The sequence below is a fragment of the Bacillus sp. PS196 genome (assembly GCF_037963555.1).
GTDB lineage: Bacteria > Bacillota > Bacilli > Bacillales > Bacillaceae > Bacillus > Bacillus subtilis.
Map to the genome: position 1 here is coordinate 1,111,791 of NZ_CP150159.1, position 15,843 is coordinate 1,127,633.

A 15,843-nucleotide genomic window follows, 5' to 3' on the forward strand; every position below is an offset into this window, starting at 1 on the left:
TTAAACTGCCAAGCTGCGGCATTGTTCAGCACAGGCGAAGCAGGCTTTCGCACATGCTTGGCAATGATCATGATCGTGCTTTCCGCATTCAGTGCCGCATGCTTCACAAATATCGGCGCAAAGTGCACAAATTTCTTTCATAAACGGGCTGTCCGTTTGCATGGCTTTGACCGCCAGCGCGCAAATATCCGCGCATTCCCTGTCAAGCCGGATGCAGCCGCTGAGATGATGCTGCACGCTTTCTTCCAAGCATTTAGTGAAACAATGATTGCAAGCCTTCATACAATCGATGCAAGCCTCAATACAAGCTTCAGAATATTGCTCCATGGTGGATTCCCCCTGTATGACAGTATATGGTTTTATGTTTCCCGGCTGCATTTGAAAAAAACAGGGGAGTGTGTTTTTAGCTAAGGGGATATGTACATATACCCTGAACGGGTATATCTAACGTTCCATCAGATAGTATAGGAACCAGACAGCGTGATTTTGTTCATCACGTGCTGCGCGCGTAAAGACGCCTTTCGCTTTTAAGTTTGACGTTTCCTCGGCCGCACGCAAGTAAAAGTCGACGGTTTCTTGTTCATCTTTAAAAGCGGCATCCAGTCCTCTTGTGAAATTGTCCGGGCATTCTTCCGTTTGTTTCGGCATGATGTGTTTGCCGGTAATTGAACCATACAGTGTGGAAAATTCACGGAGGTGGCGAATCTCGTCACGCCTGATTTCTTCAATCTGTTTTCTGACCTCATCGCTGTGGGCGAGTTCGGCAAGCTTGCGGTAACATTGAATGGCACTGAATTCTCCGTTGATGGCCTTCTGCAAATTCCGAATCAAACCAGGATCTTCCCTGTATGGCACCGGATAGGGATAGTAGCTGTAATGCAAGGGGATTCAACTCCATTCTTAGGAATTGGGCTTCTGTAAAAGTATATGTTGGGCAGGGAGAGATGTGCGGAGATAATCAGCTTTTTATATGTGAAAAGGCCGTTTTTACCAATAGATCAGATTGGTCATTTTCGTCAACATTCGATAAAATATATAGAGATAAAAAGAGAGGGGTCTTCTAATTTGGGAGCAGAGTTTTTAGTAGGCAGGTCCGGGAGTGGAAAAACAAAGCTGATCATCGACAGCATTCAGGATGAATTGCGCCGGGCTCCATTCGGGAAGCCGATCATTTTTCTAGTCCCGGATCAAATGACGTTTTTAATGGAATACGAGCTTGCTAAAACGCCAGATATGGGCGGGATGATACGCGCTCAAGTGTTCAGTTTTTCACGATTGGCCTGGCGCATCCTCCAGCATACGGGAGGAATGAGCAGGCCGTTTCTGACGAGCACCGGCGTACAAATGCTCCTGCGGAAGCTCATAGAGGAGCATAAACAGGAGTTCAAAGTCTATCAAAAAGCGAGTGACAAAAGCGGGTTTACCGCACAGGTTGAGCGGATGCTGACAGAGTTTAAGCGCTATTGTCTGGAACCGGAGGATATCCGCCGGATGGCGGAAAGCGGAACGGCTTCCGAGTATCGCGGAGAACGTGTTTTATCTGAAAAGCTCCATGACTTATCAATTCTGTATCAGCAAATGGAAAAAAGCCTCGCAGATCAATATCTTCACTCTGAGGATTATTTGACATTGCTGGCAGAGCATATCCCGCTTGCGGAAGATATAAAAGGCGCCCATATCTATGTGGATGGCTTTTATCAGTTTACCCCGCAGGAATTCAGGGTGTTGGAGCAGCTTATGGTTCATGCGGAGCATATCACGTTTTCGCTCACAGCGGACAAGCCGTCATATGAGCGGGAGCCGCATGAACTGGAATTGTTCAGAATGACGGGGAAAACCTATTACCGCCTGCATCAGAAGGCGAAGGAACTGAATTTGGACATTACGTATAAAGAGCTGAGCGGGACTGAGCGGCATACAAAGACGCCGGAATTGGCGCATCTAGAGGCACAGTATGAAGCGCGTCCGGCCATTCCATACTCAGAAAAACAAGAAGCCCTTACTGTGATGCAGGCCGCAAACAGACGAGCTGAGCTGGAAGGCATTGCTCGGGAAATTCACGCCCTAGTCAGAGAGAAGGGATATCGCTATAAGGATGTAGCAATTCTTGCGCGCCAGCCGGAAGACTACAAGGATATGGTGAAGGAAGTTTTCGCAGATTACGAGATTCCTTATTTCATTGACGGAAAAGCATCTATGCTGAACCATCCGTTAATTGAATTTATCCGGTCAAGCCTTGATGTTCTGAAAGGGAATTGGCGTTATGAAGCGGTGTTTCGCTGCGTGAAAACCGAACTGCTATTCCCACTCAATGAACCGAAGGCCAAAGTGAGAGAACAGGTCGATCAGCTCGAAAATTACTGTATCGCCTATGGTATTAAAGGCGACCGCTGGACAAAGGGCGATCGTTTCCAATACAGGCGTTTTGTGTCATTGGATGATGATTTTGCACAGACTGATCAGGAAATCGAAATGGAAAACATGTTGAATGACACCCGCGATTGGATTGTTCCGCCGCTTTTTCAGCTTCAAAAACGCATGAAAAAAGCGAAGACGGTTCAAGAGAAGGCAGAGGCGCTCTATCGTTATTTAGAAGAGACAGATGTGCCGCTGAAGCTGGATCAGGAAAGGCAGCGTGCTGAGGATGACGGCAGAATCATTGAAGCGCAGCAGCATCAGCAGGCGTGGGACGCAGTTATTCAGCTGCTTGAGGAGTTTGTTGAAATGATGGGAGATGATGAGATTTCTCTTGATTTGTTTCAGCAAATGATAGAAGCCGGCGCGGAGTCGCTTACATTTTCTCTTATTCCGCCTGCGCTTGACCAGGTGTTTGTCGGCAATATGGATTTGTCCAGAATGTATGGCACCTCCTGCACCTTTGTGCTCGGGGCAAACGACGGCGTTCTGCCGGCACGCCCTGATGAAAACGGGGTCCTGTCGGATGACGACCGGGAATGGCTGAAAACGATTGGGGTTGAGCTATCCTCAGGCGGACGAGAGCGTTTGCTTGATGAGCACTTCCTCATCTACATGGCGTTTTCAAGTCCGTCTGACCGGCTTTACGTATCGTATCCGATTGCTGATGCGGAAGGAAAAACGCTTTTGCCGTCGATGATCGTTAAGCGGCTGGAAGAACTGTTTCCGCATCATATGGAGCGCCTGTTAACAAATGAACCTGAACAGGTCAGCGATGAGGAACAGCTGATGTATGTTGTGAATAAAAGCGTGGCACAGTCCTTTACCGCGAGCCAGCTCAGGTTATGGACTCGGGAATACGACATCAGCGACGTCTGGTGGAGCACGTACAATGTGCTGATGAGTGAGCAGGACAGGCTGCAATCGAAAAAGCTGTTCTCAAGCCTGTTTTTCCGGAATGAAGTGAAGCAGCTTGAACGCAGCGTGTCGAGACAGCTCTATGGTGAACGCATTCAGGGCAGTGTATCGAGAATGGAAACCTTTAACGCATGCCCGTTTTCCCATTTTGCGTCACACGGGCTGCATTTGAAGGAACGGCAATTCTTCAAGCTTGAAGCACCGGATATCGGCCAGCTGTTTCATTCCAGCTTAAAGCTGATTTCGGACAGGCTGCGTGAGCAAAAGCTGGATTGGCGCGATTTAACGAAGGAGCAGTGCGAGCTGTTTTCCTATGATGCGGTAGAACGGCTGGCACCGAAACTGCAAAAGGAAATCCTGCTCAGCTCAAACCGGCATTATTATGTGAAAGAAAAACTGCAAAAAATTGTGACACGTGTATCCGGCATTTTAAGCGAGCATGCGAAAGCGAGCGGATTCGTACCGATCGGGCTTGAACTGGGCTTTGGAGGAAAAGGGCCGCTTCCGCCGCTGACCTTTCAACTGAAAAACGGCTGTACGATGGAACTCGTCGGGCGAATTGACCGTGTTGATAAGGCTGAAAGCTCAAAAGGCCTGCTCCTCAGGATTGTCGATTATAAATCAAGCGACAAAGGCCTTGACTTAGCGGAAGTATATTACGGATTGGCACTGCAAATGCTGACGTACCTTGATTTATCGATTACACATTCAGCTGACTGGCTCGGGATGAGGGCGACGCCTGCCGGAGTGCTGTATTTCCACATTCATGACCCGATGATTCAATCTAATCTCCCGCTTGGGCTTGACGAGATTGAACAGGAGATCTTTAAGAAATTTAAAATGAAGGGCTTGCTCCTCGGTGATCAGGAAGTGGTTCGCCTCATGGATACAACCCTTCAAGAGGGACGGTCAAATATCATAAACGCCGGCTTGAAAAAAGACGGATCTCTTAGATCAGACTCGGCAGCAGTCGGTGAAAAGGAATTTGATCTTTTGACAAAGCATGTGCGCCGCACCTTCCAGGAAGCGGGCGAACAAATCACCGACGGACGCGTATCCATTGAGCCGTACAAAATGAAGAACAAGACGCCGTGCACATACTGTGCGTTCAAATCAGTATGCCAATTTGATGAATCACTGGAAGAAAACGAGTATCGCCCATTAAAGGCTGAAAAGGACAAGACAATACTTGAGTGGATAAAAAAGGAGGCGGATGGCAATGAACATTCCTAAACCGGCAGACAGCACATGGACAAATGACCAATGGAATGCCATTGTTTCAACCGGCCAGGATATTCTTGTGGCAGCGGCTGCGGGCTCTGGTAAAACCGCTGTGCTCGTTGAACGAATGATTCGGAAAATCACCGCGGAGGAAAACCCAATAGATGTAGACCGTCTTCTCGTTGTGACATTTACAAACGCCTCAGCGGCAGAGATGAAGCACCGAATCGCAGAAGCCTTGGAAAAAGAGCTTGTACAGCGCCCCGGCTCGCTGCATATTAGACGCCAGCTGTCTCTTTTAAACCGGGCCAGCATTTCGACGCTCCATTCCTTTTGCCTGCAAGTGCTGAAGAAATATTACTACTTGATCGATCTTGATCCGGGCTTTCGGATAGCTGATCAGACGGAAGGCGAGCTGCTCGGGGATGAAGTGCTTGACGAGCTGTTTGAAGACGAATACGCAAAGGGTGAAAAGGCGTTTTTTGAGCTTGTTGACCGCTATACGACAGACCGGCATGATCTGGATCTGCAATTTCTCGTTAAACAGGTGTACGAGTATTCCCGATCCCATCCCAACCCGGAGGCGTGGCTGGAAAGCTTTGTTCATTTGTATAATGTATCAGAAAAGAACGCCATCGAGGAGCTGCCGTTTTATCAATATGTCAAAGAAGATATTGCAATGGTGCTTAACGGGGCGAAGGAAAAGCTCTTGCGCGCGCTTGAGCTGACGAAAGCGCCGGGCGGCCCGGCGCCGCGTACTGACAATTTTCTTGATGATCTTGCTAAGATTGATGAACTGATTCAGCATCAGGACGATTTCAGTGAACTATATAAGCGGGTGCCCGCCGTCTCTTTTAAGCGTGCCAAAGCAGTAAAAGGGGATGAGTTCGATCCAGCGCTCCTTGATGAGGCGACAGATTTGAGAAACGGCGCAAAAAAACTGCTTGAAAAGCTCAAAACCGACTACTTCACGCGAAGTCCTGAACAGCACTTGAAAAGCCTAGCCGAGATGAAGCCTGTCATTGAAACGCTCGTACAGCTTGTCATCAGCTATGGAAAACGATTCGAAGCTGCGAAACAGGAAAAATCAATCATCGATTTTTCTGATTTGGAGCATTACTGTTTAGCGATTTTGACAGCTGAGAATGACAAAGGTGAACGTGGGCCGAGCGAGGCTGCAAGGTTTTATCAGGAACAGTTTCATGAGGTGCTCGTTGACGAATATCAGGATACCAACCTCGTGCAGGAATCGATTCTGCAGCTTGTCACAAGCGGGCCGGAGGAGACTGGTAACCTGTTTATGGTAGGAGATGTCAAACAGTCGATTTATCGATTCAGGCTTGCGGAGCCGCTTCTTTTCCTCTCTAAATACAAACGGTTTACAGAGAGCGGAGAAGGCACGGGGCGGAAAATCGATTTAAATAAAAATTTCCGAAGCCGGGCTGATATTTTAGACAGCACAAACTTTTTATTTAAACAGCTGATGGGTGGCAAAATCGGTGAGGTCGATTATGACGAGCAGGCTGAGCTGAAGCTTGGTGCAGCGTATCCGGACAATGACGAGACGGAAACAGAGCTGCTGCTGATCGACAACGCAGAAGATACGGATGCAAGCGAGGAAGCAGAAGAGCTTGAAACCGTGCAGTTCGAGGCCAAGGCCATCGCTAAGGAAATTCGCAAGCTGATTTCATCGCCATTTAAGGTGTATGACGGAAAAACGAAAACACATCGCAATATTCAATACCGGGATATCGTGATTTTGCTCCGTTCGATGCCGTGGGCTCCGCAAATCATGGAGGAGCTGAGAGCACAGGGCATACCGGTTTACGCCAATTTAACGTCAGGCTATTTTGAAGCGGTCGAAGTCGCCGTCGCGCTTTCTGTGCTGAAGGTGATTGATAATCCGTATCAGGATATACCGCTTGCCTCTGTGCTGCGCTCACCGATTGTCGGAGCAGATGAAAACGAGCTGTCTTTGATCCGGCTTGAAAATAAAAAAGCGCCGTACTATGAGGCGATGAAAGACTACCTGGCTGCTGGTGACCGGAACGATGAGCTTTATCAAAAGCTAAATACGTTTTACGGACATCTGCAAAAATGGCGCGCGTTTTCGAAAAACCACTCAGTATCTGAGCTGATTTGGGAAGTGTACCGCGACACCAAATATATGGATTATGTCGGCGGGATGCCGGGCGGAAAACAGCGCCAGGCCAATTTGCGTGTTCTTTATGACAGGGCGCGTCAATATGAATCAACGGCATTTCGCGGCTTGTTCCGTTTCCTGCGGTTTATCGAACGCATGCAGGAGCGGGGCGATGATCTTGGTACGGCGAGAGCGCTCAGCGAGCAGGAGGATGTTGTCCGCTTAATGACGATTCACAGCAGCAAAGGGCTCGAATTTCCAGTCGTGTTTGCAGCAGGTCTCGGCCGGAATTTCAACATGATGGATTTGAACAAATCGTACCTGCTGGATAAGGAGCTCGGATTTGGCACGAAGTATATTCATCCGCAATTACGCATCAGCTATCCGACGCTTCCGCTCATTGCGATGAAGAAAAAAATGCGCAGGGAGCTGCTGTCAGAGGAATTGCGTGTTCTCTATGTTGCATTAACGAGAGCGAAGGAAAAGCTGTTTCTGATTGGCTCATGTAAGGATCATCAGAAACAGCTTGCAAAATGGCAGGCATCCGCGTCCCAAACTGATTGGCTTCTGCCAGAATTTGACCGCTATCAGGCGAAAACGTATCTAGATTTCATCGGGCCGGCTCTTGCCAGGCACAGAGACTTGGAGGATTTGGCTGGTGTGCCAGCACACGCTGACATCTCAGATCACCCGGCTCGTTTTGCCGTTCAAATGATCCATTCCTATGATTTGCTTGATGATGATCTGGAAGAAAGAATGGAAGAAAAAAGCGAGCGCCTAGAAGCGATCCGCCGAGGTGAATCAGTTCCCGGCTCGTTTGCGTTTGATGAAAAAGTCCGCGAGCAGCTGAGCTGGACATACCCGCATCACGAGGTGACGCAAATTCGGACAAAGCAATCGGTTTCTGAGATCAAAAGAAAAAGAGAGTACGAGGATGAATACAGCGGCAGGGCCCCTGTAAAACCGGCTGATGGAAGCATTCTGTACAGACGTCCCGCTTTTATGATGAAAAAAGGCCTGACAGCGGCAGAGAAAGGGACTGCCATGCATACGGTTATGCAGCATATCCCGCTGTCACATGTGCCGTCGATAGAAGAAGCTGAGCAGACGGTTCACAGGCTTTATGAAAAAGAGCTTCTCACTGAAGAACAAAAAGACGCTATTGATATAGAAGAAATCGTGCAATTTTTCCATACAGAAATCGGCGGACAGCTGATCGGCGCAAAGTGGAAGGACAGGGAAATACCATTCAGCTTAGCGCTTCCGGCCAAGGAGATCTATCCTGATGCACAGGAGGCAGATGAGCCGCTTTTAGTGCAGGGTATCATTGACTGTCTCTATGAAACTGAGGACGGATTATATCTATTGGATTATAAGTCGGACCGGATTGAGGGCAAATTCCAGCATGGATTTGAAGGAGCGGCCCCGATCTTGAAGAAACGATATGAAACGCAAATTCAGCTGTACACGAAGGCAGTGGAGCAAATTGCAAAAACAAAGGTAAAGGGATGTGCGCTTTATTTCTTTGACGGGGGGCACATTCTGACATTATAGCGAGATCCATAAGCTCCGGGATTTGTGGCGGAGCGGATCTCGTTTTCTATATAAAAGAGAGGTGAAAGCATTTGCGGATATTACATACAGCTGACTGGCATCTTGGAAAAACGCTTGAAGGAAGAAGCAGGCTGAGTGAGCAGGCCGATGTGCTGGATGAATTGAATACGATTGTAAAGGATGAGCAGATCGATGCCATTGTAATGGCGGGGGATGCATTTGACACCGTAAACCCGCCAGCTTTAGCCGAGCAGCTGTTTTATGAAAGCCTGTCTGCGCTTAGCGACAGAGGAAAGCGCCCGATCGTCGTCATTGCCGGAAACCACGATAATCCTGACCGTTTGTCCGCCGCTTCACCGCTGACACATGAAAACGGCATTCATTTAATCGGTTATCCGACAACAGAGCCGATTCATATTGAAGTGCCTTCAGCAGGAGAGCTTTTGGCGGTTGGAGCGCTGGCGTACCCATCTGAAGCGCGGTTAAATGAAGTGCTATCCGATACGTTTGATGAAAAGCTGCTCCGTGATCACTATGATGTGAAAATCAGGCAGGCGTTTGAGCATATGACAAGCCGGTTCCGGAACGATGCAGTGAAGATTGCCGCCAGCCATATTTATGTGGCAGGCGGAAACCAAACCGATTCAGAGCGGCCGATTGAAGTCGGCGGTGCATACACGGTGGCTGCTGAAAGCCTGCCGGCAGATGCCGCTTACGTGGCGCTTGGCCATTTGCATCGCCCGCAAACGATCAAGCGGGCGCGGACGCTTGCGCGTTATTCAGGATCTCCGCTCGCCTACAGCTTTTCTGAAGCGGGCTACGCAAAATCAGTGACGATTGTGGACGCAAAGCCTGGGGAAGAGGCCACTTGGCAAGAGGTGTTATTATCAAGCGGCAAGCCACTTGTGAAGTGGAAAGCGGCAAATGGATTGAGTGAGGTGTACAGCTGGCTGGATGAAGGCAGAGATCAGAATGCTTGGATTGACCTGGAAATCCGTGTCGCGGACCAGCTGTCACTTGAAGAGATTCACAGGCTGCGGAAGGCGCACCCGGGCTTTATCCATATCAGGCCGGTTTTTGAAGAACAGAACAAAGACCGGAAACGGATCGAGGTTAAACATGTCTCAATCGAGGACCGCTTTAAGAAATTTTATGAAAAACAAACTGGCGGTGCAGTGCCGGATGAAGAAACGGTGAAGCTGTTTTTAGAGCTTGCATCAGGCGTTGAAGAGGAGGATGCGAAATGAAGCCGATCGCCTTAAGCATTAAGGGGCTCCACAGCTTTAGAGAGGAGCAGACGATAGATTTTGAAGGCCTTTCCGGTGCCGGTGTTTTCGGCATTTTCGGCCCGACAGGAAGCGGTAAATCCTCTATTCTCGACGCAATGACGCTTGCTTTATACGGAAAGGTGGAAAGGGCGGCGAATAATACGCACGGTATCTTAAACCAGGCGGAAGATACGCTGTCTGTTTCCTTTACCTTTGCGCTTCAGACGAATCACCAAATCTCATACAAAGTCGAGCGTGTGTTTAAGAGAACGGATGAAATGAAGGTAAAAACGGCACTTTGCCGCTTCATCGAAATCAAGGACGAGCATACGGTGCTGGCTGATAAAGCCAGCGAAGTGAATAAAAGAGTTGAGGAGCTCTTAGGGCTGACGATCGACGATTTTACGAGAGCGGTGGTGCTGCCCCAAGGGAAATTTGCTGAATTTCTGTCTTTAAAAGGGGCAGAGCGCAGGCATATGCTTCAGCGTTTATTTAATTTGGAGCAATATGGAGACAGGCTTGTGAAAAAGCTGAGACGGCAGGCGCAGGAAGCCAATGCGAGAAAAAATGAAATGCTTGCTGAACAGTCCGGTCTCGGTGAGGCGAGCTCAGAGGCAGTGGAGCAGGCTGAAAAGGCTCTCGAACAAGCTGAAGCCCAGCTGGAAGCGATGAGGAAGAACCGTGATCAGGCGAAGGAGCGGTTTACAGAGCATCAGGAGATATGGAATGTCCAAAAGGAAAAATCCGCTTATGAAGAAGAGGAAAAACGTCTCGCAGAAGAACAGCCGCATATAGACAGCATGCAAAAACGCCTGCTGGAAGCAGAAACAGCAGCAGCTCTTAAGCCCTATGCGGACCGGTACGCAGAAGCGATCCAGCATGAGGAGCAAGCTGAAAAGGAACAAACGCTAGCCCAAAAGGATTTAGCAGACCGGACAGCTTTCTTTCAGCAAAAACATGAAGAGTATGAAGCGTGGCGCCAGCATAAAAGCGAGAAAGAGCCTGAGCTTTTAGCCAAACAGGAACAGCTTTCACGCTTGCAGGAAATCGAAATCAAACTGAGTGAGGCCAAGCAAGAGGAAGAGCGCAAAAAGGCTGACCTCCGGCAGAAAGAAGAGGCTCTTCAATCTGTCATGAATGAATTGGAGACCGTAACAGACCGCCTGACACGAGGGCAAAACAGACAGACAGAATTGAAACAGCAGCTCAAATCCCTGCAGGTGACATCCAATGAGCGAAAAAGCTGCCATCAGGCTGCAGAAATGGCATTGCGCATCAGACAAACCGAGGAGCAAATCAAAAAAGAGAAAAAACGAAGTGAAGAATTGAACCTCGTGCTGCAGAAGATGAATGAAGAGAAGAATACACTCGTTCAAAAGACGGAAGCGGAAGAAAACAACATCATTCAGGCATATGAGGCTGTACAAACTGTGTACCATTTGGTGTGCGAAACGGAACGCTCATTAACACATATGACGGAAGAGGCTAGAAAGAGTCAACACACGCTTCACTTACAGCGTGAAAAAGCAAGGGTGGCACTGCTGACAAAAGAGTTAGCCCAAAAGCTGACTGCCGGAAAGCCTTGCCCGGTATGCGGTTCAACCGATCATGATCCATCTGCCTCAGTACATGAAACGTATGAAGCCGACAGCCATCTTGAAGAGGACATCAAACGGACAGATGTGTTATTGACGGAAGCTGCAGCTCTCAGCCAGGAGATTCTTTCAGCCAAAATTACGCTTGAAGAACAGTCCGCGCGCTTTATTGAACAGTGTCCGTTTTTGCAGACAATTCAAGCGCAGAACCTTGAAGCGGCAGCTTCCTTCGAAAATCAGCCGGTGTATGAAGCATTTGAAACTGCCAAATTTGAATGGAAACGAATCAAGCAGGACATTCTTTCTGTTAAGACACGAATGGCACAAATGATCGGCGCCTATCAGGAGTCTTTAAAAAAGGCCGAGCAGCTTAATGAAAAAATCGGTTTTGAAAAAAGAGAAGCTGACCGTATTGAAAGCATCATCAGCGAGCTTCAATCCTCAATGGACAGCAGTCTGAACATGTTTAAAGAAGCATTTCAGAATCAATCTGTGGACGAAGCAGAAAAATGGCAGCAAGCCATTGAAGAAAAGGACCGGGCTGCAGAAGAATGTGAAAAACGAATTGAGAAGAGTATCGCGTTTCTTGCTGAGCATGAAGCACAAAAGGAAAAACTGCGGGAATCTGGACACCGGCTTGAACGGGAAAAGCTGGAGCTTCATTATGCGGCTGAACGCATCAAGAGCGTGATAGCTGATTATGAGCACGAACTCGGAGATTATGCAAAAGGAGATTCGATTCAAATCAAACTCCGCTCTGTCCAGCAGGATCTAAAGCTGTTAAAGGAAAAAGAACAATCTTTATATGAAGAACTGCAAAGCGCCCAAATGAAGCTCAACCAAGCGAAAAGCCGCGCTTCTGCAAGCGAGCTCACTCTTCAAGAGGCGAAGGGCAGATTGGAAAAAGCAAAAGCTGATTGGCTTGAGCATACAAAAAACACCTCCATTACCCGGACTGAGGAGGTTGAACAAAGTCTCATCCCAGCTGATGAACTTGAAAAGATGAAAACCGGCATAGACCAGTTTATGGATAAACTGAAGCAAAATGCTGCAAACTTAAAACGAGTAGCAGAGATACTTGCCGGCAGAGCATTATCAGAGAGCGAATGGAACGAAACCGTTGCAGCATTACAAGAAGCTGAGGACGCATTTGGCGCTGCTATAGAGGAAAAAGGCGCGGCAGCAAAAGCATTGGCTGTCATTCGCGACCATCATAAACGGTTTAATGAAATTGAAGCTGAACTGAAAAAATGGCAGACGCATATCGACAGGCTGGACAAGCTGCAAGCTGTGTTTAAAGGCAATACCTTCGTCGAATTTTTAGCTGAGGAGCAGCTTGAAAGCGTTGCGAGGGACGCCTCAGCAAGACTCAGTATGCTGACAAGACAGCGCTATGCCATCGAAGTAGATTCAGAAGGCGGCTTCGTGATGCGGGATGACGCGAATGGAGGCGTACGACGCCCGGTTTCCAGTTTGTCTGGAGGAGAGACCTTCCTCACCTCGCTTTCACTTGCTCTTGCGCTGTCTGCTCAGATTCAGCTTCGGGGGGAATACCCGCTGCAGTTCTTTTTCTTAGATGAAGGCTTCGGCACACTGGATCAAGATCTGCTTGATACGGTTGTAACGGCCTTGGAAAAACTTCAGTCAGACAATCTGGCTGTCGGTGTCATCAGCCATGTGCAGGAACTGCGTGCACGGCTTCCGAAAAAGCTGATCGTCCATCCGGCTGAACCGAGCGGCCGCGGTACGCGGGTATCACTTGAGTTGATGTAAGGGAGGAGCGGATATGGCAAAGCAGACTGCCGGAATATGTGAGCTGTGCGGCCGGAGCGATGTCCAGCTGACAGAGCATCATCTCACACCGAAAGAGGAAGGCGGAACGTTTTTGCCGACAGCGATGCTCTGTATTCCTTGTCATAAACAGATTCATGCCTTATATACCAATCAAGAGCTCGCCGTACGTTTAAACGGAATGGCTGAACTCAGAAGCGATCCAGAGCTTGCCCGGTTTGTCAAATGGATCAGAAAACAGCCGCCTGAGAAGCTGATCAAAACAAAGAAATCAAATGAACGAAAAAAGAAAAAATGACTAAAAAGCAGCCCTCTCTTTGCAGAGCGGCTGCTTTTATCCGTTTCCAACCATATCCTGATCGTTGACATCGGGGTCTATATAATTTGTCGCGTTGACTGCGTTATTTAATAGAAGGAAATCTCCCGTGTTTCCTGCTCCCGAACCGAGCGCAGATTTTGAAGAGCTTTTCGGAGAAAGGTAAAAGGAATCACCAAAGTTTACGACTCCGCCCGATATGGAATTGATAGCTATAGGCCCGACAATTGCTGGCATAAACGACACCCTTTATCGAAGTCTCTGTTTATTATATGTTCTTGGCGGGCGATTGTGAGCGGGGAGACTGAATCTGTCTGATATGTTTGAGTCTCGCATCACCGCGAATAAGCGAAGCTGATCCGGCATGTAAAACAGAAGAGGCTGAGACCCCTTGAATTTTGATGCTGCGAACATAAATAGCCGGCACCTCGTGGCAAAAAGCGCTTTGTACACCTGTTTCGGGGAGCGGCTTCACGGCCTGCTGCTGAAAGATCTGATACTCCTTTTTGTTAAATGAGCCTTCATTATGGTAAAACGTGGACAGAGAACGCTGCACAGCAAATACTTTTACACTCATATCGATTTCATTTGTGTCGCCAACTTGAAACACACTTGCGATCCCGAGGGAATTAAACTTAACTAGTCTGATGCGTGATATGCGTTTAAGCATTATTCTGGCGCAAGCGGAGCAAACGGCCCAATAATAAGAGATTCAGGCGGTGTATCAAAAATAGAAGACAGGTAGATGGATTCAGTGTCTCCGATGTGGAAAACGGAGGAACTGGACACACCGTTCATCCGGATGTCCCCGACTTCCAAGCTGCGGTTGATGACTGTAAAGATCATGCTTGCTCATCTCCTTTCATTTCTGATGGAATATGCTCCAGAAAGTGTTCCACAGCGCGGATGACATCACGCTTCACATGCTCAGCGATATGTTCTGCATATTGTGCAGGCGGTGTATGTTCTTCTTTTTTGATATGGGACATATAATAGTGAATCCTGCTGTCCATTTGTTTTCTGATGTCTTCAATAACATGATGTCTGTTTGTATCGTCAAGTCTGCTGTCATATTGATTTTCAAGCTGTTCCAAAATATCTGGGATTTCCTCGGTTAAGTACATGTCGACATTCTGGCGGATCTGCTGCATGAGCTGAGCGCTCTCTTCCTGCTGCATCATCCCGATTTGCGGTGTCGACTGGCTGACGTCAAAGTTTTGGACGCTGTTCGGGTCAGTCGGATTTAAACCGATATTCAAAGTCCCGTCGAGCCTTTCGATTTTTAGCTGATCAAATTTATACTCCACACGCTCAATGGTAGTGGCCGGCCGCTGTTTCATCGTATTCATTTCAGTTTGAATCTCTTTCAGCTGACGTTCGAGCTGCTGAATGTGAATCGCCTGCTGCTGAACGAAGGAATTCAAGTTTTGCAGGTAAGAGGAAACAGATTGATCATACATGTTCTTCACCTCTTTCATATGATTAACGGCCAGGAGGCTGGAGCGGGACCAATGAACCTGTGTCGGGCTCCTGCAGCTGGAGCGGTTGCCCTGAGCCAGAAACTTCTGGTGCCGGTTCTACATAGCTTCCTGTATTATACAAATTTGACAGTGACTTGATTGATCCGGCGCTCCCGATTTGCAGAATGGAGGAGTTGCTGATTGATTCCAGCCGGAGATAGTTGATTTGAATGGTTTGATTAATATAGAAGTTCATGAGCCTCACTCCTTTTACGCATTGGCCACGATCGGCTGATCAACCGCATCATTGTCATACACATTCGTCGCGTTTTGATAATTCATCACCTTGAGGCTGTCGCCGGTATTAAAGCTGCCAGCACCGGCAAACGTTCTGACCTGAGCCTGAGGAGAAATCGTAATGCAGTCCCCGATGTGAACGACTCCGCTCGTACCAATCGCATTAATTTTAAACGCTCCGACAATGGCCGGCATACGAGCACATCCTTTGTTGAAAAATTAAAAAAAGACAGGTAAAGTGAAATGACAATTCTGATTTCAATTGGGCTATTCACGATAGCTTATGACAAACGCACATATGTGTGAGAGAAATTTAAAGGGGACATATCGGCTCTTTATGAAAGCGCTTTATTTTTTCGGGCCGTTATGTTTAAACATGGCAAAAGAGGATGTTGGGTATAAATTGAGCGGAAATGCGGCGAAGGATGCCGCTATCCGCCTATGGTGATTTTTGTTTATTTCTTTGGTGTTTTTGCGTGTAGAATGCTTTTTGGAGTATGTCGTGCTGCGGTATTCGATTTTTGGGCGGGCACATTCTCGCCCTGAGGTATATCCCAGAAGTGCTGAGCAAAAAGCGGAGTTACATGTGGTGTATTCTAATTGTTATAGAAAATGATTTACATACGGGAGTTTTCAAGATATCTCCCAAAAATCATTTCTTCTTTAATCCGGGTATTCAGCAGGATATCCAGCTCTTGGCTGCATTGAATCGTTTCTTTTGAATTCATGCCATATTTTTGTGCGGTTTCAATTAGTGTGATCCTCATTTCTTCAATTTTACTGTTCATTACGCTATCTCCAATTCTAGATTTTATTTTGATATAAATACAGGATATCGTTAGTATAACCTATTTTGGCTCAAAAG

Annotated in this window: 14 protein-coding genes; 5 read left to right on the forward strand and 9 right to left on the reverse strand. The window is 47.7% G+C overall.

Annotated elements, in window-relative coordinates; translation table 11 throughout:
- Positions 1–327, reverse strand: a complete 327-nt coding sequence (locus tag NST79_RS05805) for a four-helix bundle copper-binding protein (RefSeq protein WP_032728981.1) — start codon at positions 325–327, stop codon at positions 1–3.
- Between the two features lie 117 nt (positions 328–444).
- Positions 445–882, reverse strand: a complete 438-nt coding sequence (locus tag NST79_RS05810) for a ferritin family protein (protein ID WP_029317584.1) — start codon at positions 880–882, stop codon at positions 445–447.
- A 183-nt stretch (positions 883–1,065) separates the two neighbouring features.
- Here NST79_RS05810 and addB point away from each other — a divergent pair, with 183 nt between their 5' ends.
- From addB to hlpB, 5 genes are all read left to right on the forward strand, one after another.
- The gene (gene addB / locus NST79_RS05815; protein ID WP_181216953.1) at positions 1,066–4,566 is read left to right on the forward strand and encodes a helicase-exonuclease AddAB subunit AddB; all 3,501 of its coding nucleotides are present in this window, start codon (positions 1,066–1,068) and stop codon (positions 4,564–4,566) included.
- Complete coding sequence (gene addA / locus NST79_RS05820) at positions 4,553–8,251, forward strand: helicase-exonuclease AddAB subunit AddA (protein ID WP_181216954.1); 3,699 nt, start codon at positions 4,553–4,555, stop codon at positions 8,249–8,251. The genes addB and addA overlap by 14 nt, the downstream gene beginning before the upstream one ends.
- Before the next feature lie 71 nt (positions 8,252–8,322).
- Entirely contained in the window at positions 8,323–9,498 is a 1,176-nt protein-coding gene (sbcD, locus tag NST79_RS05825; RefSeq protein WP_033883628.1) for an exonuclease subunit SbcD, read from the forward strand.
- Complete coding sequence (sbcC, locus tag NST79_RS05830; protein ID WP_212058971.1) at positions 9,495–12,887, forward strand: exonuclease subunit SbcC; 3,393 nt, start codon at positions 9,495–9,497, stop codon at positions 12,885–12,887. The genes sbcD and sbcC overlap by 4 nt, the downstream gene beginning before the upstream one ends.
- 13 nt (positions 12,888–12,900) lie before the next feature.
- Positions 12,901–13,203: an HNH nuclease-like protein HlpB gene (gene hlpB / locus NST79_RS05835; protein ID WP_003233097.1), complete on the forward strand. Its 303-nt coding sequence runs from the start codon at positions 12,901–12,903 to the stop codon at positions 13,201–13,203.
- Between the two features lie 36 nt (positions 13,204–13,239).
- Here hlpB and NST79_RS05840 read toward each other — a convergent pair whose 3' ends face one another.
- From NST79_RS05840 to yisI, 7 genes are all read right to left on the reverse strand, one after another.
- Entirely contained in the window at positions 13,240–13,458 is a 219-nt protein-coding gene (locus tag NST79_RS05840) for a spore germination protein (protein WP_003233096.1), read from the reverse strand.
- Between the two features lie 31 nt (positions 13,459–13,489).
- Positions 13,490–13,891 (reverse strand): spore germination protein GerPE, encoded by a 402-nt coding sequence (locus NST79_RS05845; protein WP_010886467.1) that lies wholly within the window; start codon positions 13,889–13,891, stop codon positions 13,490–13,492.
- Positions 13,891–14,067 carry a spore germination protein GerPD gene (gerPD, locus tag NST79_RS05850; protein WP_003233093.1) on the reverse strand — a complete coding sequence of 59 codons (177 nt, stop codon included), beginning with the start codon at positions 14,065–14,067 and terminating at the stop codon, positions 13,891–13,893. The genes NST79_RS05845 and gerPD overlap by 1 nt, the downstream gene beginning before the upstream one ends.
- A complete protein-coding gene (locus NST79_RS05855) occupies positions 14,064–14,681 on the reverse strand; it encodes a spore germination protein GerPC (protein WP_015252404.1) in 618 nt (205 codons plus the stop codon). The genes gerPD and NST79_RS05855 overlap by 4 nt, the downstream gene beginning before the upstream one ends.
- 22 nt (positions 14,682–14,703) lie before the next feature.
- Positions 14,704–14,937 (reverse strand): spore germination protein GerPB, encoded by a 234-nt coding sequence (gene gerPB, locus NST79_RS05860; protein WP_003233090.1) that lies wholly within the window; start codon positions 14,935–14,937, stop codon positions 14,704–14,706.
- Between the two features lie 14 nt (positions 14,938–14,951).
- On the reverse strand, positions 14,952–15,173 hold the full coding sequence (locus NST79_RS05865; protein ID WP_003233088.1) for a spore germination protein: 222 nt from the start codon (positions 15,171–15,173) through the stop codon (positions 14,952–14,954).
- 422 nt (positions 15,174–15,595) lie between these two features.
- Positions 15,596–15,766: an aspartyl-phosphate phosphatase YisI gene (yisI, locus tag NST79_RS05870; RefSeq protein ID WP_003233086.1), complete on the reverse strand. Its 171-nt coding sequence runs from the start codon at positions 15,764–15,766 to the stop codon at positions 15,596–15,598.
- Positions 15,767–15,843 lie beyond the last annotated feature (77 nt).